A 25,015-nucleotide genomic window follows, 5' to 3' on the forward strand; every position below is an offset into this window, starting at 1 on the left:
GTGATTGAAGAAATGCATTAACGGGGCTTTTCTTCAATCACTATGTGGGTCAGTTTTTGCACGCTTTCCCCCAAGTCTAGATCCGTAATGTTGACCGCTTGGTCTTTCTCCCTTGGCGGTTCATACGGACTCCCCACCCCCGACAAATTAGGTAACTGCCCCGATCTCGCCTTCTTGTACAACCCTTTCACATCCCGCGCCTCACACACCTCCAACGGCGTGCTGACAAACACCTCCACAAAGTTCTCTTCCCCAATCAGCTCTCGCGCCATTTGCCGTTCCCGGCGGAACGGTGAAATAAACGCGGTCATGACAATCAGCCCGGCATCCATCATCAATTTGGCGACTTCGGCGATGCGCCGAATATTCTCCACGCGGTCTGCATCAGTAAAACCAAGATCCTTGTTGAGTCCTTGGCGAACGTTGTCACCGTCGAGGAGGTAGGTTCGATAGCCACTTGCGTGCAACTCGACCTCCAGTGCATTGGCGAGTGTCGATTTGCCCGAGCCGGACAGGCCGGTAAACCAGATGACCTTGCCCTTGTGGCCATTGAGTTTTTCGCGGTTCTCGCGAGTGATCGACAGCACTTGTTTATGCACATTCTGCGCACGCCGCAGGCTGTGGGTGATCATTCCCGCTGCCACCGTGGCGTTGCTGATGCGATCAACCAGAATAAAGCTGCCTAAGGTCCTGGAGTGCTGATAGCTGTCATAGACCAGCGGTTTACTGAGCGCCAGCGTGCATACGCTGATGTCATTGAGTAGCAGCTGCTTGCAGGCATCATGGGCGAGGGTATTGATGTCTACCCGATACTTGATGTTCGTGATCGATGCAGATGCCCACTGCGTGGCTAATTTTATGTCGTAATTACGGCCGTGCAGGCCAGCTTCTTCATCCATCCACACCAGCGTTGCTTCGAACTGGTCGGTCGTTTCCAGCGGGCGTTGGCTCAGGGAAATAATGTCGCCCCGGGAGGCGTCAATTTCCTTGCTGAGTTTCAAGGTCACCGCATCGCCACACAGCGCTTCCTGCATCGGGCCGCTCATACTGACGATTTCGGTCACGGTCGCCGTTTGCCCGGAGAGGGTGACGCGAACCTCATCGCCAACGCTGACCTTCCCCTCGTCGACATAGCCGCTGAACCCGCGGAACGAAGCATCAGGTCGATTGACCCACTGCACCGGAAACACCAGACGCTCGGATTCGGGAGCGTTGACCTCGATCGTTTCCAGGCAGCCCATCAGTGTTGGCCCGGAATACCATGGTGTGTTGGCCGAGCGCTGCGTAATGTTGTCGCCCTTGAGCGCGCTGACCGGGATCGGGGTGACTCTTTCAAAGCCCAGTGTGTGTGCGAACGCCTGAAACGTGTCGACGGCGTGTTGAAAGGTGCTGGGGTCAAAGCCGACCAGGTCCATTTTGTTTATCGCGAGCACCACTTGGCGAATGCCCATCAGCGACGCCAGGTAAGCGTGCCGCCGCGTCTGCGTCAGCACCCCTTGCCTGGCATCGATAAGGATGATGGCCACGTCTGCGGTTGAAGCACCGGTGACCATATTGCGCGTGTATTGCTCATGGCCCGGCGTATCGGCAACGATGAATTTGCGCTTGGCGGTGGCAAAATATCGATAGGCCACATCGATGGTGATGCCCTGTTCGCGCTCTGCCGACAGGCCGTCGACCAGCAAGGCGAAGTCGATCTCGGCCCCTTGGGTGCCATATTTTTTTGATTCGTTTTTCAGTGCTGCCAACTGATCGTCAGTCAGTTGCCGGGCGTCCCATAGCAGGCGTCCGATCAGGGTGCTTTTGCCATCGTCCACGCTGCCGCAGGTTATAAAACGCAGCAAGTCCTGACCTTGTTGCTGTTCAAGGTAGGCCTCAATGGTCGAGGGCATGGCGGTGGCTGTTGTTTGAGCTTTAGGTGCCATCAGAAATAGCCCTCCTTTTTTTTCTTTTCCATGCTGGCTGAACTGTCACTGTCTATGGCTCGCCCTTGTCGCTCGGAACTGCTGGAACCGAGCAGCTCCAGCAGTATGTCGGCGACGGTGGTGGCATTCGATTCCACGGCCCCGGTCAGGGGATAGCAGCCAAGGGTGCGAAAGCGGATGTGTCTGACTTCAATCTTTTCGCCGGGCAGTAGGGTCATGCGCCCATCGTCAACCATGAGTGTCATGCCGTTGCGCACGACGACGGGCCTTTCTTTGGCGAAGTACAGGGGCACCACCGGGATGTTTTCCTGGTAGATGTATTGCCAGATATCGAGTTCTGTCCAATTGGAGAGCGGGAAGACGCGAATGCTCTCGCCCTGGTTTTTGCGTGCGTTGTAGATATTCCACAACTCGGGTCGTTGCTGTTTCGGATCCCACTGATGGCTTTGGGTGCGGAACGAAAAAATGCGTTCCTTTGCCCGGGATTTTTCTTCATCCCGGCGCGCGCCGCCAAACACGACGTCAAACTTGTACTGATCCAGCGCTTGCTTGAGCCCTTCGGTCTTGGTGATATCGGTGTGCAGTGCCGAGCCATGATCGAAGGGATTGATGTCTTTGCTGATGGCGTCCGGGTTGATGTGCACGATTAGATCCATGCCGCTTTCCCGCGCCATGAAGTCGCGAAACCTGTACATCTCTTGAAACTTCCAGCGCGTATCGACATGCAGCAGCGGGAAGGGCGGTGGCGACGGGAAAAAGGCTTTGCGGGCGAGGTGCAGCATCACCGCACTGTCTTTGCCCATGGAGTAGAGCATGGCGGGATTCTCGGCCTCAGCGACAGCCTCGCGAATAATCTGCAGGCTTTCAGCTTCAAGGCGCTTGAGGTGTGGTGTGCGCACCGTCAGCGAATCGACAGTCCCGGTTTGATTGCTTTCATCCTGCACGGCCGGATAACTCAACAGTCCCAGCTCGACATTGGCTGGTGCACGTGTGTGTCTGCACACTGCAACCAGTCGACCGCTTGGAAAGAGGGTGATGGGCTTGGCGATGTGCGCTTGCAGGCGTTGCAGCGCATCGGTGAGCTGTTGCGCGTCAACGGGATGAATGCCAAGTGGCAACCAGTAGCGAGCGCCGCGGGCATCGTTGGCGTGCAAAAAATCCGCACCGTTAGAGGTGCGGAGCAGTTGGGCGAAAAGCACCAATTTGCGTTTGGTGCGCGCCTTTTCCATATCCGAAGCCAGGACCGAGGGCGTCGGCTGTCGTCCTGACTCATCGCTGAGGCTTTGCGCGGTCAGCTCGGGAGGAAGTAGCGCCAGTTCGTGCAGTCGCCGTTCGGCTGTGCGCTTGGTATCGGCTTGATTGAGTTGGTTCAGATGGAGAAATGCCAGCTGCGTATCCCACACCACGGGCGCGTCCAATCCAAGAAGATCAGGGTTTAACATGGACAATTTCCCTTGTCGCAATACGCAATTTATGTGGGCGAATATGAAAAATTCTATTTAAATCATTGGGCTTGATTATTTTTTGTATTAAATCACAATCTGCGACATGTTTTCTCTCGAAAGCTCCCACATTGCAGCTCTACGCCAGGATGATTGACGGTGCCTGCACACTGGCGGGTGCCTCGACTGGTTTGCCCACACGGATGTCCAATACCTATGACCGCCTTTACCTCTCCTGCATGCTGCATCGCCATCGTCGGCGCAGGTTTCAGTGGAACTCTCACAGCCATCAACACGCTTAGAGCCAACCCGGCAATGGGGCTGCGCATTCTGCTAATCGAGAAAACCAGTCAGGCGTGTCGTGGCCTTGCCTATCGCTACGATGACGATAATCTCCTGCTCAATGTTCCAGCAGGCAATATGAGCGCCATTGCTGATGAACCCAACGATTTCGTCGCGTTTTGCGAAGAGCTGGATCCAGCCTTCAACGCCAAGTCATTCATTTCGCGCCGGCTGTATGGCGAGTATCTGGAGCAGAAGTTAAAGGACGCCATGGATCAGTACCCCGGTGTCATTTCAATCGTGAATGCGCAAGTGAATGCCGTACATCTTTCTACTGACTGCAAACCTTACCGGCTGCAACTGGAAAACGCTGAAGACGTGATGGCTGACAAGGTTGTGCTGGCGCTAGGTCACTTTGCCCCGAAACTGCCAGCTGGAATCCAAGTCGCAGTCAGCAGCCAAGTGGTAAATGCCTTGGACTTCGCCGCCATCGACGCCCTTGACCGAGACGCTCCAGTGGCTGTCCTCGGGATGGGCCATACCGCTATCGATGCGGTGTTCAGGCTGACCAGCTGTAACCCGGGCCGCAAGGTCTACATGATTTCCCGCCGTGGTCTTTTGCCTTTCGGTCACCGCTTCGATCCCCAGCCGCCACGCACCAGCGGATTCCCGTCCTGGCTTGCCTCCCTCCCCATGACCATACGCGCCTATACCCGTGCTGCGCGCAAAGAAGCAAAGGCTCGTGAAGCGGACGGCGGCGACTGGCGGGATATGCTTAATGAGCTTCGCCCTCACACAGCTACCATATGGAAAAACCTTTCAGACACAGAGCGGGGCAAATTCCTGCAGAGGGTCGTGCCGTACTGGGATATCCACCGCCACCGCCTGGCACCAGCCTCCGAGCGCCGCATTAAGCAGCTGATCGAATCGGGGCAGGTTGTTCAACTGGCTGGCAGGGTAAGGGGGGGAGAGAAATTCTGTTCGGGCCTTCGGATCGATGTAGCGCTCAGAGGTCATCAAGGCGTAAGTAGCATCGAGGTCGGCGCTCTGATTAATGGAACCGGCCCGAGCTACGATATTGCAGCGGTGGATCAGCCTATTCTCAATCAATTGCTACATGATGGCTTGATCAAGCAGGATCGACAGAAAATGGGACTTGAGGTGGATGAGCATTACCAGCTCCTTACGGCGGGCGGTGATTCGTTACGCGGGCTGCACTATATCGGCCCGATGCTCAAAGCAAAGTATTGGGAGGCAATTGCAGTCCCGGAGCTTCGCATCCACGCGCAACAGCTTGGCCAAGGGTTGGCGAGCCAGCCCTTCACGAGGATATGTGATTGAAGCATTAGTCCGGCTTTACAAAAGCCAGTCCCGGCGTTCTGGCAATGCTGTTGACCACCCAATACTTCGAAGGCGTTGAAGGAGGCGCATCGAGATCCGTCCAGCCAGTCCTGGATGTAGGTACAGCCAGAGACCCGCCTGTTTAGTCCCGCGTTGTTACCCAGCCAGCATCGGATAGGTGAACAGCCCGAAATGCAGCAGGTTCAGGCCGAAATGGGTGGCGATGGCCGCACCCAAGCCACCAAAACGGTAGGCCAGACCATAGCCGACACCCGCCAGACTCGCCAGCAACACCCATTGCCAGCCGGCGCCCACATGCACCAGGCCGAACAGCAGCGAGGCGAGGAGCAGGGCGAGGTTTTCACCGTAGGGCAGGTTTTTAAAGCGCCGGGTCAGACCGCCCTGGATGTAGCCGCGAAAGAGTGCTTCCTCGACCAGGGTCACCAGCAGCAGATTGTTCAGCGCCCATAACCAGGCTTGATGGGGCCACTTCGGTGCCCAACTGATCACGCCCAGCAACAGCGCGCCACCCAAGGCCAACACGGCACTCAGGGACAGCGCCATAGCAGTGGCATAAATGGAAAGGCGCAGCGAACGGCGGCCGACAATCCACGGGCAGACCAGTAATAGCCAAAAGCCTATTAGTGATTTGTCCAGATTCAGGTACATGGAAAACGGTACGGCATCGTCGGTGAATCGCTGAGGGTCGATGGCGCGACCGTTGTAGAAACCGGGAAGCCAGTGCATCGCCAGTGCCAGGGCCAGGACAATGAATAAGGCGTGACCGAGGTGCCACGCGATGGAGAGCTTTTGTTGGCGAACTGCGAAGCCGGCGAACAGCAGCAAAGCAACGGAGATGCCGGCCAGCCAGCCAAGTTGGCCGTAGATCAGTGCCAGACCATAGCCAGTAGAGAGGAGAGCCAGATAAATCCATGGCAGGGCAATCATGTGAGGTCCTTGGTCTTTTGGTCAGCTGCTACATAGAGGCGCGGGATTATAGGGGCGCTCGCGGCCCAAACAAAAACACCGCCCGAAGGCGGTGTCTGTGTCAGCAGGCTGTTACGAGGCAATCAACTGCCGCAACACGTAATGCAAAATCCCCCCCGATTTGAAGTACTCCACCTCATTCAGGGTATCGATCCGGCACAACACCTCGACTTTCTCGCGGCTGCCGTTTTCACGGGTGATCACCAGCGTCAGGTTCATCCGCGGCGTCAGCTCTACGCCGGTCAAACCCAGAATATCCAGCGTCTCCTTGCCGGTCAGGTTCAGGCTCTTGCGGTTTTGATCCAGCTTGAACTGCAACGGCAACACGCCCATGCCTACCAGGTTGGAGCGGTGAATCCGTTCGAAACTTTCCGCAATGACCGCTTTGACCCCCAGCAGATTGGTGCCCTTGGCCGCCCAGTCACGACTCGAGCCGGTGCCATATTCTTGCCCGGCAATCACCACCAGCGGCGTGCCCGAGGCTTGATAACGCATGGCCGCGTCGTAGATCGGCATCCTCTCCCCGGTGGGAATGTAAATCGTATTGCCGCCTTCTTCGCCACCGAGCATCTCGTTGCGAATGCGGATGTTGGCGAAGGTGCCGCGCATCATCACTTCGTGGTTGCCGCGACGCGAGCCGTAGGAGTTGAAGTCTCGTGGTTCCACACCTTTCTCGCGCAGGTAGTGGCCTGCCGGGCTGTCAGCCTTGATGTTGCCGGCCGGAGAGATGTGGTCGGTGGTCACCGAATCACCCAGCAGCGCGAGGACTCTGGCACCGGCGACGTCCTTGACCACCGGCGGCGGCCCGCCGATGTCATCGAAGAACGGTGGATGCTGGATGTACGTCGAATCGTCCTGCCAGACATAGGTCGCCGCTTGCGGCACTTCAATCGCCTGCCATTGCTCGTCGCCGGCAAACACTTCGGCGTATTCCTTGTGGAACATCGCGGTGTTGACCTGGTTCACCGCGTCGGCAATCTCTTTGGTGCTTGGCCAGATGTCCCGCAGATACACCAGATTGCCCTCTTTATCGGTACCCAAAGGCTCGCTGCTGATGTCGATGCGCACCGTGCCGGCCAGCGCATAGGCGACGACCAGCGGCGGGGAGGCCAGCCAGTTGGTTTTCACCAGCGGATGCACGCGACCTTCAAAGTTGCGGTTGCCCGACAGCACCGAGGCGACGGTTAGGTCGGCAGCCTGAATGGCTTTTTCGATCGGCTCCGCCAATGGCCCGGAGTTGCCGATGCACGTGGTGCAGCCGTAGCCGACCAAGGCAAAACCCAGTTCATCAAGGTACTGGGTCAGGCCGGCCGCCTTGTAGTAGTCGGTGACCACTTTCGAGCCTGGGGCCAGCGAACTCTTGACCCACGGTTTGCGCTTGAGGCCTTTTTCGACGGCTTTCTTCGCCACCAGGCCGGCGGCCATCATCACGCTCGGGTTGGAGGTGTTGGTGCAGGAGGTGATCGCGGCAATGACCACCGCGCCGTTTTTCAATCGATAAATCTGGCCGTCGTATTCGTAGTCGGCTTCACCGGCCAGATCGGCATTGCCCACCGCGACGCCACCGCCGCCTTCACTTTCGAGACGACCGACTTCCTTGCTGGTGGGTTTGAATTGCAGGTCGATGAAGTCACTGAACGCTTGCGCAACATTCGGCAGCGATACCCGGTCCTGTGGGCGTTTCGGCCCGGCAAGGCTGGCTTCGACGCTGCCCATGTCCAGCGCCAGACTGTCGGTGAACGCCGGTTCCTGTCCCGGCAGGCGCCACAGACCCTGGGCTTTGCTGTACGCCTCGACCAGTTTCACGGTCTCGCTGGGGCGGCCGGATAAACGCAGATAGTCCAGGGTGATATCGTCCACCGGGAAGAAGCCGCAGGTGGCGCCGTACTCCGGGGCCATGTTGGCGATGGTCGCGCGGTCGGCCAGTGGCAGGTCGGCGAGGCCGTCGCCGTAGAACTCGACGAATTTGCCGACTACGCCTTTCTTGCGCAGCATCTGGGTGACGGTCAGCACCAGGTCGGTGGCGGTGATGCCTTCCTTGAGCTTGCCGGTGAGTTTGAAGCCGATCACTTCCGGGATCAGCATCGACACCGGTTGGCCGAGCATCGCCGCTTCCGCTTCGATCCCGCCGACACCCCAGCCGAGTACGCCGAGGCCGTTGATCATGGTGGTGTGGGAGTCGGTGCCTACCAGGGTGTCCGGGAAGGCATACGTGCGCTCGTCCTCGTCCTTGGTCCAGACCGTGCGCCCCAGGTATTCCAGATTCACCTGGTGGCAGATGCCGGTGCCCGGCGGTACCACGCTGAAGTTATCGAAGGCGCTTTGGCCCCAGCGCAGGAACGCATAACGTTCACCATTGCGCTGCATTTCGATGTCGACGTTCTGTTCGAAGGCGCTGGCGCTGGCGAATTTATCGACCATCACCGAGTGGTCGATGACCAGATCCACGGGGGAGAGCGGATTGATTCGCTGCGGGTCGCCGCCAGCCTTCGCCATCGCGGCGCGCATGGCGGCGAGGTCGACCACGGCGGGAACACCGGTAAAGTCTTGCATCAATACCCGCGCGGGACGGTACTGAATTTCACGGTCGGAGCGACGTTCCTTGAGCCAGGCGGCAATCGCCCTGAGGTCGGCGCCGGTGACGGTTTTTTCATCTTCCCAGCGCAGCAGGTTTTCCAGCAACACTTTCAACGACATTGGCAGCTTGTCCAGATCGCCCAAGCTCTTGGCGGCATCCGGCAAACTGAAATAGTGATAGGTCTTGTCGTCAACTTGTAAGGTTTTAAGGGTTTTCAGGCTATCGAGGGACGGCATTGAAATGACTCCTTTGAGTCCGCACGGCTACGGACTGAGGGGACGGACAGAGCATTAAAACTAGCCCTGTTTTAAGTAGCTGGCTAATAACTGGACTCTATCGACAAGTCCGAGGTTCCGAACTCGGCTATCATGCGCCCGTTTTCGTGACAGGCTTTGCTTCAACGCAAGTCTGGGCATCGCGCAGTGGTTGAATTTCTCGCCATCTGCCCAGGAGTAAGAATGAACACCCTCTTTATGCATTGCCGGCCGGGCTTCGAAAGCGAAGTCTGTTCCGAGATTTCCGAACACGCCGCGCGGCTGAACGTGGCCGGTTATGCCAAGGCCAAGACTGCCAGCGCCTGCGCCGAATTCATCTGCACCGAAGAAGACGGCGCCCAGCGCCTGATGCGTGGTCAGCGTTTCGCCGATCTGATCTTCCCTCGCCAGTGGGCTCGCGGGATTTTCATTGATCTGCCGGAAACCGACCGCATCAGCGTGATCCTCGCGCACATGGCGGACTTCCCGCTGTGCGGCAGCCTGTGGCTGGAAATGGTCGACACCAACGATGGCAAGGAACTGTCGAACTTCTGCAAGAAGTTCGAAGGCCACCTGCGCAAGGCGCTGATGGCCGCTGGCAAACTGGTTGAAGATGCCCATAAACCGCGCCTGCTGCTGACCTTCAAAAGTGGCCGCGAAGTGTTCATGGGGCTGGCCGAGTCGAACAACTCGGCGATGTGGCCGATGGGCATTCCGCGGCTGAAGTTTCCGCGTGAAGCACCGAGCCGTTCGACGCTGAAACTGGAAGAGGCGTGGCACCATTTCATCCCTCGCGATCAGTGGGACGAGCGTCTGCACAGTGATATGACTGGCGTCGACCTTGGCGCTGCTCCCGGCGGCTGGACCTGGCAACTGGTCAACCGCGGCATGCTGGTGACCGCGATCGACAACGGCCCGATGGCCGAAAGCCTGATGGACACCGGTCTGGTGCAACACTTGATGGCTGACGGTTTCACCTTCAAGCCCAAGCAACCGGTGGACTGGATGGTCTGCGACATCGTCGAGAAACCGGCGCGCAACGCCGCGATGCTGGAAGAATGGATTGGCGAGGGGCATTGCCGCGAAGCGGTGGTCAACCTCAAACTGCCGATGAAGCAGCGTTACGCCGAAGTGAAGCGTTTGCTGGAGCGCATTGCCGACGGGTTCAAGGAACGCGGCATTCGGGTCGAGATCGGCTGCAAGCAGCTGTATCACGACCGCGAAGAAGTGACCTGCCACCTGCGCCGGATCGACGTAAAGAAACCGAAATCCCGCTGATACACAGGGACCAATGTGGGAGCGAGCCTGCTCGCGAAGGCGATAGATCAGCCGGCATTTATGTTGAATGACACACCGCATTCGCGAGCAGGCTCGCTCCCACAGGGATCGGTGTAACGCCAAAGATGACCGAACACCCGGCAATGCGCGACAATGCCGGCAAGTTTCAGGAGTGAATCATGAGTGAAATGATTGATACGCCGGTTGACGGCACCCTCGACGCCACCGGCCTCAACTGCCCGGAGCCGGTGATGATGCTGCACCAGCACATCCGTGACCTGGTGCCCGGCGGCCTGCTCAAGGTGATCGCCACCGACCCGTCGACCCGTCGCGACATTCCCAAGTTCTGCGTGTTTCTCGACCACGAACTGGTGGCGCAGCACGAAGAGGCAGGCACCTACCTCTACTGGATCCGCAAGAAACTCGCTTAACCCGCCGACTGACTGATGCGGATCCGCTTGCGTGCACTGCGCGTCAGGCGGATCGACAGCATCAGCGCCGCGCAACTCAAGCCCACGATCAATCCCTGCCACAGCCCGCTCGGGCCGCTCGGCGTGCCGAACCAATCGGTCAGGCCCAACGCGTAACCCACCGGCAAACCAATCCCCCAGTAAGCGAACAGCGTCAGGATCATCGTCACCCGAGTGTCCTGATAGCCGCGCAATGCGCCGGCAGCCGTCACCTGGATCGCATCGGAAAACTGGAACAGCGCCGAATACACAATCAGCATCGCCGCGACATGAATCACAGTCGGATCAGACGTGTAGATCGTTGCGATGTGTTCACGCAGCAATAGCATCATGCTCGCGGAGATGCACGCATAGGCCAGCGCCGTGCCCATGCCGACACCGGCGGCGAAGCGGGCCTGGCGCGGCTCCTGACGGCCGAGCGCCTGGCCGACCCGCACGGTCACTGCCATGCCAAGGGAGTAAGGAATCATGAACACCAGCGAGCTGAAGTTCAGCGCGATCTGATGCCCGGCCACCACTGTCGCGCCGAGGCTGCCGATCAGCAGCGCAATCACCGCGAAGATGCTCGACTCGGCGAACACCGCGATGCCGATCGGCAGGCCAATGCCCAGCAGGCGTTTGATCACCGACCACTGCGGCCAGTCGAAACGGCTGAACAACTGGCTCGACTGATACGCCGGGGCCCAGCGCTCCCACCCGGCCATGCCCAGGGCCATCACCCACATCACGATCCCCGTGGCCCAGCCGCAACCGACACCACCCATGGCCGGCACACCGAAGTGGCCATAGATGAAGACGTAGTTCAGCGGAATGTTCAGCGCGAGCCCGCACAGACCCAACACCATGGCCGGACGCGTGCGCCCCAGGCCATCACTGAAACAGCGCAGCACATGGTAGAACGCGACGGCGGGCAAACCGCTGGCGATGCCATGCAGGTACTGCATGCACGGGCCGATCAATTCGGGATCGACCTTCATGATGTGCAAAATCGGTTCGGCGCTGAACAACATGCCGGTCGCCATCAAGCCCACCACCAATGCCAGCCACAGTGCCTGGCGCACGATCGGGCCGATCTCGCTGTGGGTGCCAGCGCCGAAACGTTGGGCGACTTTCGGGGTAGTAGCCAGCAGAGTGCCGGTCATCAACAGAAACACCGGCACCCAGATCGAGTTGCCCAGCGCAACCGCCGCCAGATCCATTGGCCCGACCCGGCCCGCCATCACCGCATCGACGAAGCCCATGGCGGTGGTCGCCAGTTGCGCGATCATGATCGGCAAGGCCAGGCCGAGCAGGTTTTTCAGCTCCAGGCGAACCCGGGCCGGGCGGGTTAGGGAAGTAGCGGCGGGGCGGTCAGTCACGGAATTCAAGGGCGAAACGTCCAAAGATGTTGATGCGCAAGGCGGCGCATTCTACGCCCTGACGCAGTGGTCAGGAAAAGTCCTGTGTTGCGGATTTGTAATCGGATTTTGAATGTTTCTGCATCCCCGGTGGCCCATCACCTCTATCTCCGCCTACACTGCCGATCCGCCAAAGGAGCCTGCCATGCTGATTGTTGCCGACGAAAATATCCCGCTGCTCGATGCCTTCTTCGAAGGTTTCGGTGAAATCCGCCGGGTGCCGGGACGTTCCATTGACCGCGCTACCGTCGAACAGGCCGATGTGCTGCTGGTGCGCTCGGTGACCAACGTTAACCGCGCGTTGCTCGAAGGCAGCAAGGTACGCTTTGTCGGCACCTGCACCATCGGCACGGATCACCTGGATCTGGATTACTTTCAGCGGGCCGGCATCACCTGGTCCAGCGCACCCGGCTGCAACGCCCGGGGCGTGGTCGACTACGTACTCGGCAGTCTGCTGACCCTGGCCGAAATCGAAGGCGCCGACCTGACTCAACGCACCTACGGCGTCGTCGGTGCCGGTGAAGTGGGCGGCCGGTTGGTCAAGGTCCTGCAAGGTCTGGGCTGGAACGTGCTGGTCTGTGATCCGCCAAGACAAGCCGCTGAAGGTGGCGATTACGTCAGCCTCGAACAGATCATCGAGCAGTGCGATGTCATCAGCCTGCACACGCCGTTGAAGAAACATGGCGCCCAGTTGACCTGGCATCTGTTCGATAAAAACCGTTTGAGCCAGCTCAAACCCGGTACCTGGCTGATCAACGCCAGTCGTGGCCCGGTGGTGGACAATGCCGCGCTGCGCCAGGTGCTGCTGCAACGCGAAGACCTGCAAGCAGTGCTGGACGTCTGGGAAGGCGAGCCTGAGGTCGATGTGGCACTGGCCGAACTCTGTGTGCTGGCGACGCCGCACATTGCCGGTTACAGCCTCGATGGCAGACAGCGTGGGACAGCGCAGATTTATCAGGCCTATTGCGATTTTCTTGGGCAGCCGGCCCAGGTCAGCTTGAGTGATTTGCTGCCGACGCCCTGGTTGTCGCAAGTGACCTTGAACGCTAACAGCGATCCGGCCTGGTCGCTGGCCATGTTGTGCCGTGGCGTGTACGACCCGCGCCGCGACGATGCGGATTTCCGTCGCAGCCTTGTAGGCAATGTGAACGAACAGCGTGCGGCGTTCGATTCACTGCGCAAGCATTATCCGCTGCGGCGTGAGATTGACGGGTTGGCGGTGCAGATCGATGGGGATTCGCCGGCATTGCAGAAGATCGTGGTGGCGTTGGGTGCTTCGGCTGTCTGAACCCCGCGATTGGGTGCGCAGCACCCTCAAAAGGCACCCATAAAAAACCCGGCCATCAGAGGCCGGGTCAAGAAGACGGTGGCTATATCACTTTTGTTCGGCAGGCTTGACCAATCGCTGTTCCAGTTCGCGGCAAGCGTCCTGGATCATGCCTTCAGTGATCGGTACTTCGCGCCCATCCTTATCGATAATTGAGCAACCCAGAGACTGGTCTGGCTGTGTGCGGATCACTTCAATCTTGTCTTCGCTGCTGTTTTGCAAGGACATGGCCTGTCTCCTCATCAGGTTGTGTGCTTACTGTAGAACCGCCAGGTGACCGGGCTGTGACAACTCCCTGCGATCTTTCCAAGGGCGGTCACATCAGTCCACCAGAAATCCGGCGGTGTTGCCACCCGGACTTTAGACCAATACCGTCTAGGACCTAGTCTTTGCGGTCATATTTAACCTGACTCATTATGATTTACAGCGTTCAATCCCATCGACCGGTGTAGGCTTGATCGCGTCAAACCCTACTGGTTGCGCCATCGAATGATCTCCATCCTCTCATCCCGTCAACGGCGCGCCATGCGCCTGGCCCTGCGTTTCATCGCGCCTTATCGCTGGCCGGCCGTCGGTGCCTTGCTCGCATTGATCGTCACGGCGGGCATCACCTTGTCCATGGGGCAGGGGATTCGCCTGCTGGTGGATCAGGGTTTCATGACCCAGTCGCCGCATTTGCTCAACCAGTCCATCGGCTTGTTTATGTTGCTGGTGGTCGGGCTGGCGATTGGCACCTTCGCGCGTTTTTACCTGGTCTCATGGATAGGCGAGCGCGTTGTCGCGGACATCCGCCGTCAAGTGTTCAACCATCTGATTTATCTGCACCCAGGATTCTACGAAGACAACCGCAGCTCCGAGATTCAGTCGCGGTTAACCGCTGACACTACGCTGCTGCAATCGGTGATCGGCTCTTCGCTGTCGCTGTTTTTACGCAATCTGTTGATGGTGATCGGCGGGATCGTCCTGCTGTTCATCACCAACCCCAAGCTCACCAGCATCGTGGTGGTCGCGTTGCCGTTGGTGATCGCGCCGATCCTGATCTTTGGCCGTCGGGTGCGTAGCCTGTCGCGCCTGAGCCAGGACCGGATTGCCGATATCGGCAGCTACGTTTCCGAAACCCTGGGCCAGATCAAAACCGTGCAGGCCTACAACCATCAGGTCCAGGATGAGCAGCGCTTTGCCGCAACGGTGGAGGAGGCCTTCAACACCGCTCGCAAGCGGATCTTCCAGCGGGCCTGGCTGATTACCCTGGTGATCGTGCTGGTGCTTGGCGCCGTCGGGGTGATGCTCTGGGTCGGCGGAATGGATGTCATCGCCGGGCGAATTTCCGCGGGCGAGCTGGCGGCGTTTGTGTTTTACAGCCTGATCGTTGGTAGCGCATTCGGCACATTGAGCGAAGTGATCGGCGAACTGCAGCGTGCCGCCGGCGCCGCCGAGCGGATAGCCGAATTGCTGCGTTCGGAAAACATCATCCGGCCACCGACCGCTGACCTGGTGACCTTGCCTGAACGGGTAAAGGGTGACCTGGTGCTGCAAGACGTGCGCTTTTCCTACCCGTCGCGTCCCGAAAGCTATGCGGTCGATGGTTTGAATCTGACGATCAATGCCGGTGAAACCCTCGCGTTGGTTGGGCCGTCCGGTGCCGGTAAGTCGACGGTGTATGACTTGCTGCTGCGCTTTTACGACCCGGCCGAAGGACGCATCCTGCTCGATGGCGTGCCGCTGACTCAACTCGATCCGTTGGACCTGCGCCGCTGCTTCGCCCTGGTCTCGCAATCCCCGGCGCTGTTCTTTGGCAGCATCGAAGAGAACATCCGCTACGGCAACCCGACGGCAACCCTGGCCCAGGTTCAGGAAGCGGCGAAAATCGCTTACGCCCACGACTTCATCGAGCAAATGCCCAACGGCTACCAGACCCACCTTGGCGACGGTGGCCTCGGTTTGTCCGGTGGTCAACGCCAACGCCTGGCCATTGCCCGGGCATTGCTGGTGGACGCGCCGATTCTGCTACTGGACGAAGCCACCAGCGCCCTCGACGCCCAGAGCGAACACCTGATCCAGCAAGCCCTGCCGAGCCTGATGAAAAACCGCACGACGCTGGTCATCGCCCACCGGCTGGCTACGGTGAAAAACGCTGACCGGATCGCGGTGATGGACCAAGGGAAACTGGTGGCGGTGGGGACGCATCAGGAATTGATTGCGAGCAACGCGCTGTATGCGCGGTTGGCGGCGTTGCAGTTCAGTGATGGGCGCCATGTACCAACCGACCAAGTAACCGACTAAGTAATCGACCAAGTAGAGCACCCAAAAAAAATGCCCGCATCAATCGATGCGGGCATTTTTGTCTGCGCTTCAAAGCAGGCTCATTGATCGTCAAAGTAGCGCTCATGCCAATCCACCAGCGGTTGCGGTGAGTTGAGCTTCTGGCCGTAGATCACCGAGTACGACAACACGTTCTGCACGTACTGACGGGTTTCGTCGAACGGAATGCTTTCCACCCAGACGTCAAAACTCAGGTGGTCCGCACCGCGCAGCCACTGACGCACGCGCCCCGGGCCGGCGTTGTAGGCGGCGGAGGCGAGGACGCGGTTGCCGTTGAACTGGCTGTGGACCTGGCTCAGGTAAGCGGCGCCGAGCTGGATGTTCTTATCCGGATCGAACACTTGCTGCGGCGAGGCCAGTGGAATGCTGAACTTGCGCGCGGTTTCCTTGGCGGTGCCGGGCATCAGTTGCATCAGGCCGCTGGCGCCAACGCCGGAGCGGGCGTCGGCCATGAAGGCACTTTCCTGGCGGGTGATAGCGAACACCCAGCTCGAATGCAGGCCGCGAACCTTGGCTTCGCGCACCAGGGTTTCGCGGTGGGCCATCGGGAAGCGGATGTCCAGGTCGTCCCAGTACTTCGCCTGACTGATGGTGCGGATCGCCGGGAAATACCATTTCAGGTCGTAGGCCAGTTTCGCCTGGGCGACCATTTCGTCGCGGCTGAAGTGGCGGCTGACGTGGTACCACTCGCGGCGACCATCGACGATCTGTCCGCGAGCATGAAACTCAAGCGCCCGACGCACGCCTGGGGTATTGCGGACCTTGTTGATCAGCGCCTGGCTTAGCACCAGCGGTTTGTTGTTCAACGAGTAGGGCAGCTGCGAGCGATCCGCCGCGAGGAAACCGTAAAAATCACGCTCGCGGGCGAGGTCCTTATAAAGCGTCTGCGCTTCCGGGTTCTGCGGCTGCGCCAGTTCCAGGCTGCGGGCCTGCCAATAGCGCCAGCGGTTGGTGGTCGCCAGATCCGGCGGCAGGCGGCGAGTCAACTGATAGGCATCGTCCCAGCGGGCCAGGCGCAGCAGCAGACGCAAGCGCCATTCGGACACCGTGTTGTCACGCAGTTCCGGGTCGTATTTAGTCATCATGTCCAGCGCGCGGCTGTCGAACCGTTTAGCCAGGGACAGGCCGATTTCACGGGCGATCGCCACTTTTTCGTCACGGGAGAAGTGCATGCTGCTGGCATAACTATCGAGCATCTGCATCGCCCGGTCAGGATCCTGCCGCGCCAGACGGCGCAGGCCAAGGCTGACCACGTCGGACATCGGCTCGTCGGCCGGAATGAACCGTGAAGGAGCGTTGAGCAGTTCGGGTTTCTGCGCCACCTCCACCAGCAAACGACCGCGAGGGGCGAGGGTGGTCAGTCCGTTGACCAAGCTGTTGGCCAACGGATAGTTGCGTGCCTGGGCGGCAAGCTTGGCGCGCTCCCAGCGTTTCTGCTCGGTCAGTTGACCTTCGGCGGCCCAAATACCAAACAGCGCATCGCACGCGGCGGGTTGGGATTTGCCGGTCAGCCAGAGTTTATTGGCGTTGGCGTAACCTTCGGATTTCTGGTTATGCCCGATCTGATACTGCGCGTTCAGGCAGTCCAGTTCGGTGAAATTGAGCTTGGGGTCGTAGTACTTGACGAAGGTCGCCCAGTCGCCGCGTTCGGACAGCCAGCGCAACCAGCGCAACTTCATCCAGTTGGCCTGGGGCAGGTCACCGTGCTCGGCGAGGAATTTCTCGATTTCGGCATTGCTAGCGCTTTTAAGGCGAGCGGTCAGTTCGTCATACGCAAGGTACGGCTCCAGCGGGTAATCGCTGAGGGCCTGGCTGTAACGGAAATAAGGACCGGTATCCCCCTTGGCGAGGGCACGCTTGGCCTCATCGTAATACTGGCGTTGGGTGGACAGGTCCACCGCCTGGGCGGTTTGAACGGCAGTGGCAGAAAGAAGAAAACAGGATAAAAGACTGAAAAGGCGACTGCGCATGAGACGTCCGGGCAGAGAAATCATGACAAGTGCGAGCATGGCCTGCACTGAATTGTCTGTAGCTTAGCCTTTTGCCGGCAGCGGGCGAAAGCTTTGCCGGCCTGTCAGCATCAGTTCGCAACATTTGTCATGCAGAGTGTCGCGAAGGTGAAATTGCCGGCCTTCTGAAGCCTCAAGTCAGGTAGAATGCGCGCCCGGTTTTTGGAGAAGCTCATGACCCTGCTCAAATTCAGCGATGTGTCCCTTGCTTTCGGCGCTATGCCGTTGTTGGACAAGGTGTCCTGGCAGATCGCCCGTGGTGAGCGGGTGTGCATCATCGGCCGCAATGGCACTGGCAAGTCCAGCATGATGAAGCTCGTCAAGGGCGACCAGAAGCCTGATGAAGGCTCCGTTTGGCGCGCACCTGGCCTAAAGATTGGCGAATTGCCGCAAGAATTGCCGGTAGCCGACGAGCGGACCGTGTTCGACGTGGTGGCCGAAGGTCTGGACGGTGTCGGCGAGCTGCTCGCGCAGTATCACCACCTCAGCCAGAACATCGTCACCGACGCCGACCTGGACAAACTGATGCACGTCCAGCACGACCTCGAAGCCCGTGACGGCTGGCGTTTGCAGCAATTGGTCGACAGCACGTTGAGCCGTCTGCAGTTGCCGGCCGACAAGACCCTCGCCGAACTGTCCGGCGGCTGGCGTCGTCGCGTCCTGCTGGCTCAGGCTCTGGTTTCCGAACCCGATCTGCTGCTGCTCGACGAACCGACCAACCACCTGGACATCGGTGCAATTGCCTGGCTCGAAGAAGCGCTGAAGGATTTCCAGGGCGCCGTGCTGTTCATTACGCACGACCGTTCATTCCTGCAGAACCTCGCGACCCGCATTCTCGAACTGGATCGCGGTGGCCTGATCGACTGGAACGGCGACTACGCCAGTTTCCTCGTCCACAAAGAGGCTTCCCTGGCCGCTGAAGACACCGCCAACGCGCTGTTCGACAAAAAACTGGCCCAGGAAGAAGTCTGGATCCGCCAGGGCATCAAGGCTCGCCGGACCCGTAACGAAGGCCGCGTACGCGCCCTGAAAGCCCTGCGCAACGAGCGTAGCGAGCGTCGTGAGCGCACCGGCAAAGCCAACATTCAGCTGGATACGGCTGACAAGTCTGGCAAGCAGGTAATGGTCCTCGATAACGTGAGCTTCGCTCACCCGGGCGGCCCGTTCCTGATCAAGGATTTCTCGATGGTCCTGCAGCGCGGCGACCGTATCGGTCTGCTCGGCGCCAACGGTACCGGCAAAACTACATTGCTGAAGCTGATGCTCAGCGGTCTGCAGCCAACCAGCGGCACAGTGGAAGAGGGGACGCGCATCGACGTGGCCTACTTCGATCAGTTGCGCCATCAGCTGGACCTGGAAAAGACCGTAATCGACAACGTCGCAGAAGGTCGCGACTTCATCGATATCGATGGTCAGAGCCGCCACGTGCTGAGCTACCTCGGCGATTTCCTGTTCAGCCCGCAGCGTGCCCGCACGCCGGTGAAGGCGCTGTCTGGTGGTGAGCGTGCCCGTCTGCTGCTGGCGAAACTGTTCAGCAAACCAGCGAACCTGCTGGTCCTCGACGAACCGACCAACGACCTCGACGTCGAAACCCTCGAGTTGCTGGAGGAGGTCTTGCTGACCTTCAACGGCACCGTGCTGATGGTCAGCCACGACCGGGCATTCCTCGACAACGTGGTCACCAGCACCCTGGTCTTCGAAGGTGAAGGCAAGGTTCGTGAATACGTCGGTGGTTATCAGGACTGGCTGCGTCAGGGCGGCTCGCCGCGCCTGCTGGGCGTGACCGAGAGCAAGTCTGGCAAAGCCGACCTGACCTCCGCTGTCGTGACGGCCGAAGCGGCGCCAGTCGCTGCTGCTGTCGTCGAAGCGCCGGTGGCGAAGAAGAAGCTCAGCTACAAGTTGCAGCGTGAGCTGGAAATGTTGCCGGGTCAGATCGAAGCCATGGAGCAGCAGATCGCTACCGTTGAGGCGCAAATGGCCGATGCCGGTTTCTATCAGCGTCCTGCTGCCGAGACCGCTGCAGTGATCGCTCAGTTGGAGCAGTTGCAGGCTGAGCACGACGTAATGGTCGAGCGCTGGGCCGAGCTGGATGCCTGATTGATCCTGCTATAAAAAAGCCCGGCGTTCAGTGATGAGCGCCGGGCTTTTCGTAGGCGCTGTGGTTTAGCTTTTGATCAGGCGCACCGCGAGCACATCACAGGGCGCACCGTGCAGCACGTCATTGGCGGTTGAACCCAGCAGCAATGCCAGGCCGTGTCGGCCATGGCTGCCCACCACGATCAGGTCGCAGGTTTGTTCCTTGGCCAGGTGGTGGATCTCCTGGCGTGGCTGGCCGTAGGTCAGGTGGCTGTATTCTTTGGAGAGTTCCGGATACTTCACGATCAGCCGATCCAAGCGTTCCTTGGCCTGATCGAACTGCTGTTGTTGCAGTTGTGACAGGTCCATGGGCACGTCGCCGCCAAAGGCCATGGCCATTGGCTCGACAATGTGCACCAAGGACAATTTTGCCCCGTTGCTCACCGACAGTTCGCGAGCGCGGTGGATTACAGGATCGCACTCTTCGGTTAGATCTACAGCGACCAGAATGTGGTTGTAGGGCATGAGGTGCTCCTCCTGAGGGTTGCAATATTGGTAAGTATGGCTGGTTTCAAGCGCATTGTTTTCAAAGTGACTCAATGCGCTCATCAAGAATCGGGAGTACAGATATGACGGTCTGGATAGTGGTGTCAATCCTGTTGGTGGTACTGAGTCCGCTGGCATGGTTGCGACCGTCGCGCCACCAGAGCGGCCGCATGGCCCTGCGCATGGAGGCGCGACGCATCGGATTGGCGATGCAACTGGCGCCTCAGGACTGGCCGCACTGGCTGAGCAAGGAGCCGCCGAGCCCTTGCGCCCAATACCATCGACCGCGGCGTGGCAATCGGCCGGCGTGCTGGAGTTACTGGCAAAAAGCGCCGGGTGTGTGGGTCAATCAATGGCAGGAGGTCTGCGAGGAGCCTACGTTGTTGATTCATTTCGAAAAGTTGCCAGACAACGTTTACAAGGTCGAAGCAGACAAGCAGATGATCACGTTGTATTGGGGCGAGAAGGGCGAAGCGTCGGTTTTGGAGGATATTGATGCGGTGCTGAAGGCGCTGGCATAAATCGCGGAAATTTCGCGCCGCAATGGCGCGAAACGTCTGGCAAACAAGCAATAAAAAGCCCGACATCATCGGGCTGGAGTTGGCCAGGCAGGCCGGTAATTCTGTGTGGCGCTGATCTTACGCTGGGCATTCGCCAAAAGCGTTCATGTTTTTTTCCTCAAGGTCCCGCCAGCGTAGCTTTTTAAACAAAGGCTGCAGCGAATTAGGGCGACTTTTCTAACTATTGATCCTATGAATGACCTCACATGCAGCCGCGTGTTGCAGGGCTTCGCGGTACGGAAATGACCGGAAAGTCGCGTTTCAACCAGTATTTTGGGCGATTGACAATTGTCGGAAATTCCGTGAAGGTGACGTACCCAAATCAAACGGGCGTATGAATTGAGCGTTTGTATTACAGACCGCTCCTACAGAATCCCGACTATCGCGTTGGCGGGTGTGCCGGGTGGATGGGCGTAGCATTGACTTAAACGTCCTTGCCGAGCCATTCGCCTGCGTCCGACGTGTACTGTTCAGCTTCCATATCGTGGAGATCAGTTGATGATTTACGAAGGTAAAGCCATCACGGTTAAGGCTCTTGAAAGTGGCATCGTCGAATTGAAATTCGACCTCAAGGGTGAGTCCGTCAACAAGTTCAACCGTCTAACCCTGAACGAACTGCGTCAGGCCGTAGACACCATCAAGGCAGATGCTTCGATCAAGGGTGTGATCGTCAGCAGTGGCAAGGACGTGTTCATCGTCGGCGCCGACATCACCGAATTTGTCGAAAACTTCAAGCTGCCGGATGCAGAGCTTGTTGCTGGCAACCTGGAAGCCAACAAGATTTTCAGCGATTTCGAAGACCTCAACGTCCCGACTGTCGCCGCGATCAACGGCATCGCCCTGGGTGGCGGTCTGGAAATGTGCCTGGCGGCGGACTACCGCGTCATGTCCACCAAGGCCAAGATCGGTCTGCCGGAAGTCAAGCTGGGCATCTACCCGGGCTTCGGCGGTACCGTGCGCCTGCCGCGCATCATCGGTGCCGACAACGCCATCGAATGGATTGCCGCCGGCAAGGAAAACCGTCCTGAAGACGCGCTGAAAGTCGGCGCAGTCGACGCAGTGGTTGCCCCCGAGAAACTGCAGGAAGCTGCTCTGGAGCTGATCAAGCGCGCCATCTCAGGCGAGTTCGACTACAAGGCCAAGCGTCAGCCGAAGCTTGAAAAGCTCAAGCTCAACGCCATCGAACAAATGATGTCGTTCGAAACCGCCAAGGGTTTCGTGGCCGGTCAAGCGGGCCCGAACTACCCGGCACCGGTCGAAGCGATCAAAACTATCCAGAAAGCCGCGAACTTCGGTCGCGACAAGGCGCTGGAAGTCGAAGCCAACGGTTTCGTCAAACTGGCCAAGACCTCTGCCGCGCAGAGCTTGATCGGTCTGTTCCTGAACGATCAGGAGCTGAAGAAAAAGGCCAAGGCCTACGACGAAATTGCCAAAGACGTGAAGCAGGCTGCCGTTTTGGGCGCCGGCATCATGGGTGGCGGTATCGCTTATCAGTCGGCTTCCAAAGGGACGCCGATCCTGATGAAGGACATCAACGAGCACGGCATCGAGCAAGGTCTGGCTGAAGCTGCCAAATTGCTGGTGGGCCGCGTAGATAAAGGTCGCATGACCCCAGCGAAAATGGCCGAAGTGCTCAATGGCATTCGTCCGACCCTGTCCTACGGTGATTTCGGTCATGTCGACCTGGTCGTTGAAGCGGTCGTCGAGAACCCTAAGGTCAAGCAAGCTGTTCTGGCTGAAGTGGAAGACAAGGTCAAAGAGGACACCATCCTCGCGTCCAACACCTCGACCATTTCCATCACCTTGCTGGCCAAAGCCCTCAAGCGTCCGGAAAACTTCGTCGGCATGCACTTCTTCAACCCGGTGCACATGATGCCGTTGGTAGAAGTGATCCGTGGCGAGAAGTCCAGCGAGCTGGCAGTTGCCACCACCGTTGCCTACGCCAAGAAAATGGGCAAGACCCCGATCGTCGTCAACGACTGCCCGGGCTTCCTGGTCAACCGCGTGCTGTTCCCGTACTTCGGCGGTTTCGCCAAACTGGTCAGCGCCGGTGTGGACTTCGTCCGTATCGACAAGGTCATGGAAAAATTCGGCTGGCCAATGGGCCCGGCGTACCTGATGGACGTGGTCGGTATCGACACCGGCCACCACGGTCGCGACGTGATGGCTGAAGGCTTCCCGGATCGCATGAAAGACGATCGTCGTTCCGCTATCGACGTGTTGTACGAAGCCAAGCGCCTGGGCCAGAAGAACGGCAAGGGCTTCTACGCCTACGAGACCGACAAGCGCGGCAAGCAGAAGAAAGTCGCCGATCCGTCGGTACTGGAAGTGCTCAAGCCGATCGTCTTCGACCAGCGTGAAGTCACCGACGAAGACATCATCAATTGGATGATGATCCCGCTGTGCCTGGAGACCGTGCGTTGCCTGGAAGACGGCATTGTCGAAACCGCTGCCGAAGCCGACATGGGTCTGGTCTATGGTATTGGTTTCCCTCCATTCCGTGGCGGTGCGCTGCGCTACATCGATTCGATCGGTGTTGCAGAGTTCGTTGCCCTGGCTGACCAGTACGCTGATTTGGGCGCGCTGTACCACCCGACCGCAAAACTGCGTGAAATGGCCAAAACCGGCCAGCGGTTCTTCGGTTAAGCGCCCCCAACTAGAGTGAGAGTGAATATATGAGCTTGAATCCTAGAGACGTCGTGATTGTCGACTTCGGTCGTACTCCGATGGGCCGCTCCAAGGGCGGCATGCACCGCAACACCCGCGCCGAAGACATGTCGGCGCACCTGATCAGTAAACTGCTGGAACGCAACGTCAAGGTTGATCCGAGCGAAGTCGAAGACGTGATCTGGGGCTGTGTGAACCAGACCCTGGAGCAGGGCTGGAACATCGCCCGCATGGCGTCCCTGATGACTCAGATCCCGCACACCGCTGCCGGCCAGACCGTCAGCCGTCTGTGTGGTTCGTCGATGAGCGCTTTGCACACTGCTGCGCAAGCGATCATGACCGGCAACGGTGACGTGTTCGTGGTTGGCGGCGTCGAGCATATGGGTCACGTCAGCATGATGCACGGTGTCGATCCGAACCCGCACATGTCGCTGTACGCGGCGAAAGCCTCGGGCATGATGGGTTTGACCGCTGAAATGCTGGGTAAAATGCACGGCATTACTCGCGAACAACAGGACGCTTTCGGCGTGCGCTCCCACCAGCTCGCTCACAAGGCGACACTGGAAGGCAAGTTCAAAGACGAAATCATCCCGATGCAGGGCTACGACGAGAACGGTTTCCTGAAATTGTTCGACTACGACGAAACCATTCGTCCGGAAACTACCCTTGAAAGCCTGGCGGCTCTGAAGCCAGCGTTCAACCCTAAGGGCGGCACCGTGACAGCTGGTACTTCGTCGCAAATCACCGATGGTGCTTCGTGCATGATCGTGATGTCGGCGCAGCGTGCACAGGACTTGGGCATTCAGCCTATGGCGGTGATTCGTTCGATGGCGGTGGCAGGTGTAGACCCGGCAATCATGGGCTATGGTCCAGTACCGGCCACACAAAAAGCACTGAAGCGCGCGGGTCTTGGCATTAACGATATCGACTTCTTCGAGCTTAACGAAGCTTTCGCCGCACAGGCCCTGCCAGTGCTGAAAGATTTGAAAGTGCTCGACAAGATGAACGAGAAGGTTAACCTGCACGGCGGCGCGATCGCCCTGGGTCACCCATTCGGTTGCTCCGGTGCACGTATCTCCGGCACTCTGTTGAACGTGATGAAGCAAAATGGCGGCACCTTCGGGGTAGCCACCATGTGCATTGGTCTCGGCCAAGGCATCTCCACCGTCTTCGAACGCGTTTAAGCGTTTCGTTGAAGGAAGCCGGGGCCAAGTGCCCCGGTTTTTGTTTTTCTGAATTTATTTTTGTTTTTATTTTGAAAAGATTTGAGCGAGGGCCAAACCATGCCGATACAACCTGGGCTCTACCAACATTACAAAGGTCCGCAGTACCGTGTATTCAGTATTGCTCGGCATTCGGAAACCGAAGAAGAAGTGGTCTTCTACCAAGCCCTGTATGGCGATTACGGCTTTTGGGTGCGTCCCTTGAGCATGTTCCTGGAGTCGGTCGAGGTTGACGGCGAACAGGTGCCCCGCTTTGCTTTGGTGCAAGCCGAACCGAGCCTTTTTTCCAAGCCATAAGCTGAGTGCGCGCAAGAGCCTGCGCTTGACCTCA

The 25,015-nt window shown here is 58.7% G+C and carries 18 protein-coding genes; 10 read left to right on the plus strand and 8 right to left on the minus strand.

Going from position 1 to position 25,015, the window contains the following annotated elements; translation table 11 throughout:
• Positions 1-17: 17 nt before the first annotated feature.
• Positions 18-1,925 (minus strand): sulfate adenylyltransferase subunit CysN, encoded by a 1,908-nt coding sequence (gene cysN, locus QFX16_RS09925; RefSeq protein WP_283183774.1) that lies wholly within the window; start codon positions 1,923-1,925, stop codon positions 18-20.
• Complete coding sequence (gene cysD / locus QFX16_RS09930) at positions 1,925-3,367, minus strand: sulfate adenylyltransferase subunit CysD (protein ID WP_283183775.1); 1,443 nt, start codon at positions 3,365-3,367, stop codon at positions 1,925-1,927. Before cysD ends, cysN begins: the two co-directional genes overlap by 1 nt.
• Positions 3,368-3,583: 216 nt before the next feature.
• On the opposite strand from cysD, the gene QFX16_RS09935 reads away from it, so the two are divergent.
• A complete protein-coding gene (locus tag QFX16_RS09935) occupies positions 3,584-4,990 on the plus strand; it encodes an FAD/NAD(P)-binding protein (protein ID WP_283183776.1) in 1,407 nt (468 codons plus the stop codon).
• A gap of 156 nt (positions 4,991-5,146) precedes the next feature.
• Here the strand turns inward: QFX16_RS09935 and QFX16_RS09940 are convergent, their stop codons facing one another.
• Positions 5,147-5,938, minus strand: coding sequence for a CPBP family intramembrane glutamic endopeptidase (locus tag QFX16_RS09940; RefSeq protein ID WP_283183777.1), 792 nt, complete (start codon positions 5,936-5,938; stop codon positions 5,147-5,149).
• A gap of 111 nt (positions 5,939-6,049) precedes the next feature.
• A complete protein-coding gene (gene acnA / locus QFX16_RS09945; RefSeq protein WP_283183778.1) occupies positions 6,050-8,791 on the minus strand; it encodes an aconitate hydratase AcnA in 2,742 nt (913 codons plus the stop codon).
• A gap of 222 nt (positions 8,792-9,013) precedes the next feature.
• On the opposite strand from acnA, the gene rlmM reads away from it, so the two are divergent.
• Entirely contained in the window at positions 9,014-10,087 is a 1,074-nt protein-coding gene (gene rlmM, locus QFX16_RS09950; protein WP_283183779.1) for a 23S rRNA (cytidine(2498)-2'-O)-methyltransferase RlmM, read from the plus strand.
• Between the two features lie 179 nt (positions 10,088-10,266).
• Positions 10,267-10,518, plus strand: coding sequence for a sulfurtransferase TusA (tusA, locus tag QFX16_RS09955; RefSeq protein ID WP_007907805.1), 252 nt, complete (start codon positions 10,267-10,269; stop codon positions 10,516-10,518).
• Here the strand turns inward: tusA and QFX16_RS09960 are convergent.
• Entirely contained in the window at positions 10,515-11,924 is a 1,410-nt protein-coding gene (locus tag QFX16_RS09960) for an MATE family efflux transporter (protein WP_283183780.1), read from the minus strand. The two genes, tusA and QFX16_RS09960, sit on opposite strands and share 4 nt — an antisense overlap.
• A 175-nt stretch (positions 11,925-12,099) precedes the next feature.
• On the opposite strand from QFX16_RS09960, the gene pdxB reads away from it, so the two are divergent.
• Positions 12,100-13,242 carry a 4-phosphoerythronate dehydrogenase PdxB gene (gene pdxB, locus QFX16_RS09965; protein ID WP_283183781.1) on the plus strand — a complete coding sequence of 381 codons (1,143 nt, stop codon included), beginning with the start codon at positions 12,100-12,102 and terminating at the stop codon, positions 13,240-13,242.
• An 87-nt stretch (positions 13,243-13,329) separates the two neighbouring features.
• Here pdxB and QFX16_RS09970 read toward each other — a convergent pair whose 3' ends face one another.
• A complete protein-coding gene (locus QFX16_RS09970; RefSeq protein WP_283183782.1) occupies positions 13,330-13,509 on the minus strand; it encodes a PA1571 family protein in 180 nt (59 codons plus the stop codon).
• A 261-nt stretch (positions 13,510-13,770) separates the two neighbouring features.
• On the opposite strand from QFX16_RS09970, the gene QFX16_RS09975 reads away from it, so the two are divergent.
• On the plus strand, positions 13,771-15,564 hold the full coding sequence (locus QFX16_RS09975; protein WP_283183783.1) for an ABC transporter transmembrane domain-containing protein: 1,794 nt from the start codon (positions 13,771-13,773) through the stop codon (positions 15,562-15,564).
• Between the two features lie 80 nt (positions 15,565-15,644).
• On the opposite strand, the gene QFX16_RS09980 is transcribed toward QFX16_RS09975, so the two are convergent.
• Positions 15,645-17,573 carry a transglycosylase SLT domain-containing protein gene (locus tag QFX16_RS09980; RefSeq protein ID WP_283183784.1) on the minus strand — a complete coding sequence of 643 codons (1,929 nt, stop codon included), beginning with the start codon at positions 17,571-17,573 and terminating at the stop codon, positions 15,645-15,647.
• Positions 17,574-17,786: 213 nt separating this feature from the next.
• Here QFX16_RS09980 and QFX16_RS09985 point away from each other — a divergent pair, with 213 nt between their 5' ends.
• Positions 17,787-19,709, plus strand: a complete 1,923-nt coding sequence (locus QFX16_RS09985; RefSeq protein ID WP_283183785.1) for an ATP-binding cassette domain-containing protein — start codon at positions 17,787-17,789, stop codon at positions 19,707-19,709.
• A gap of 66 nt (positions 19,710-19,775) precedes the next feature.
• Here the strand turns inward: QFX16_RS09985 and QFX16_RS09990 are convergent, their stop codons facing one another.
• Positions 19,776-20,213, minus strand: a complete 438-nt coding sequence (locus QFX16_RS09990; RefSeq protein WP_008151425.1) for a universal stress protein — start codon at positions 20,211-20,213, stop codon at positions 19,776-19,778.
• 104 nt (positions 20,214-20,317) lie between these two features.
• On the opposite strand from QFX16_RS09990, the gene QFX16_RS09995 reads away from it, so the two are divergent.
• The 4 genes from QFX16_RS09995 to QFX16_RS10010 all read left to right on the plus strand — a co-directional run bounded on the left by QFX16_RS09995 (position 20,318) and on the right by QFX16_RS10010 (position 24,981).
• Positions 20,318-20,755, plus strand: a complete 438-nt coding sequence (locus QFX16_RS09995; RefSeq protein ID WP_283183786.1) for a hypothetical protein — start codon at positions 20,318-20,320, stop codon at positions 20,753-20,755.
• A gap of 537 nt (positions 20,756-21,292) precedes the next feature.
• Positions 21,293-23,440 carry a fatty acid oxidation complex subunit alpha FadB gene (gene fadB / locus QFX16_RS10000; RefSeq protein ID WP_283183787.1) on the plus strand — a complete coding sequence of 716 codons (2,148 nt, stop codon included), beginning with the start codon at positions 21,293-21,295 and terminating at the stop codon, positions 23,438-23,440.
• Between the two features lie 29 nt (positions 23,441-23,469).
• Positions 23,470-24,645 carry an acetyl-CoA C-acyltransferase FadA gene (gene fadA / locus QFX16_RS10005; RefSeq protein ID WP_008007076.1) on the plus strand — a complete coding sequence of 392 codons (1,176 nt, stop codon included), beginning with the start codon at positions 23,470-23,472 and terminating at the stop codon, positions 24,643-24,645.
• Positions 24,646-24,744: 99 nt separating this feature from the next.
• Positions 24,745-24,981: a DUF1653 domain-containing protein gene (locus QFX16_RS10010; RefSeq protein WP_046047845.1), complete on the plus strand. Its 237-nt coding sequence runs from the start codon at positions 24,745-24,747 to the stop codon at positions 24,979-24,981.
• Positions 24,982-25,015: the final 34 nt, after the last annotated feature.

This window comes from Pseudomonas svalbardensis (assembly GCF_030053115.1).
Taxonomy (GTDB): Bacteria; Pseudomonadota; Gammaproteobacteria; order Pseudomonadales; family Pseudomonadaceae; genus Aquipseudomonas; species Aquipseudomonas svalbardensis.

Coding starts and splice junctions, on each gene's coding strand:
- QFX16_RS09975 (WP_283183783.1), top strand. CDS start 13,771: ATGATCTCCATCCTCTCATCCCGTCAACGGCGCGCCATGCGCCTGGCC.
- pdxB (WP_283183781.1), top strand. CDS start 12,100: ATGCTGATTGTTGCCGACGAAAATATCCCGCTGCTCGATGCCTTCTTC.
- cysN (WP_283183774.1), bottom strand. CDS start 1,925: ATGGCACCTAAAGCTCAAACAACAGCCACCGCCATGCCCTCGACCATT.
- QFX16_RS09980 (WP_283183784.1), bottom strand. CDS start 17,573: ATGCGCAGTCGCCTTTTCAGTCTTTTATCCTGTTTTCTTCTTTCTGCC.
- QFX16_RS09985 (WP_283183785.1), top strand. CDS start 17,787: ATGACCCTGCTCAAATTCAGCGATGTGTCCCTTGCTTTCGGCGCTATG.
- QFX16_RS09970 (WP_283183782.1), bottom strand. CDS start 13,509: ATGTCCTTGCAAAACAGCAGCGAAGACAAGATTGAAGTGATCCGCACA.
- fadA (WP_008007076.1), top strand. CDS start 23,470: ATGAGCTTGAATCCTAGAGACGTCGTGATTGTCGACTTCGGTCGTACT.
- QFX16_RS09940 (WP_283183777.1), bottom strand. CDS start 5,938: ATGATTGCCCTGCCATGGATTTATCTGGCTCTCCTCTCTACTGGCTAT.
- rlmM (WP_283183779.1), top strand. CDS start 9,014: ATGAACACCCTCTTTATGCATTGCCGGCCGGGCTTCGAAAGCGAAGTC.
- tusA (WP_007907805.1), top strand. CDS start 10,267: ATGAGTGAAATGATTGATACGCCGGTTGACGGCACCCTCGACGCCACC.
- acnA (WP_283183778.1), bottom strand. CDS start 8,791: ATGCCGTCCCTCGATAGCCTGAAAACCCTTAAAACCTTACAAGTTGAC.
- QFX16_RS09935 (WP_283183776.1), top strand. CDS start 3,584: ATGACCGCCTTTACCTCTCCTGCATGCTGCATCGCCATCGTCGGCGCA.
- cysD (WP_283183775.1), bottom strand. CDS start 3,367: ATGTTAAACCCTGATCTTCTTGGATTGGACGCGCCCGTGGTGTGGGAT.
- QFX16_RS09990 (WP_008151425.1), bottom strand. CDS start 20,213: ATGCCCTACAACCACATTCTGGTCGCTGTAGATCTAACCGAAGAGTGC.
- QFX16_RS09995 (WP_283183786.1), top strand. CDS start 20,318: ATGACGGTCTGGATAGTGGTGTCAATCCTGTTGGTGGTACTGAGTCCG.
- fadB (WP_283183787.1), top strand. CDS start 21,293: ATGATTTACGAAGGTAAAGCCATCACGGTTAAGGCTCTTGAAAGTGGC.
- QFX16_RS10010 (WP_046047845.1), top strand. CDS start 24,745: ATGCCGATACAACCTGGGCTCTACCAACATTACAAAGGTCCGCAGTAC.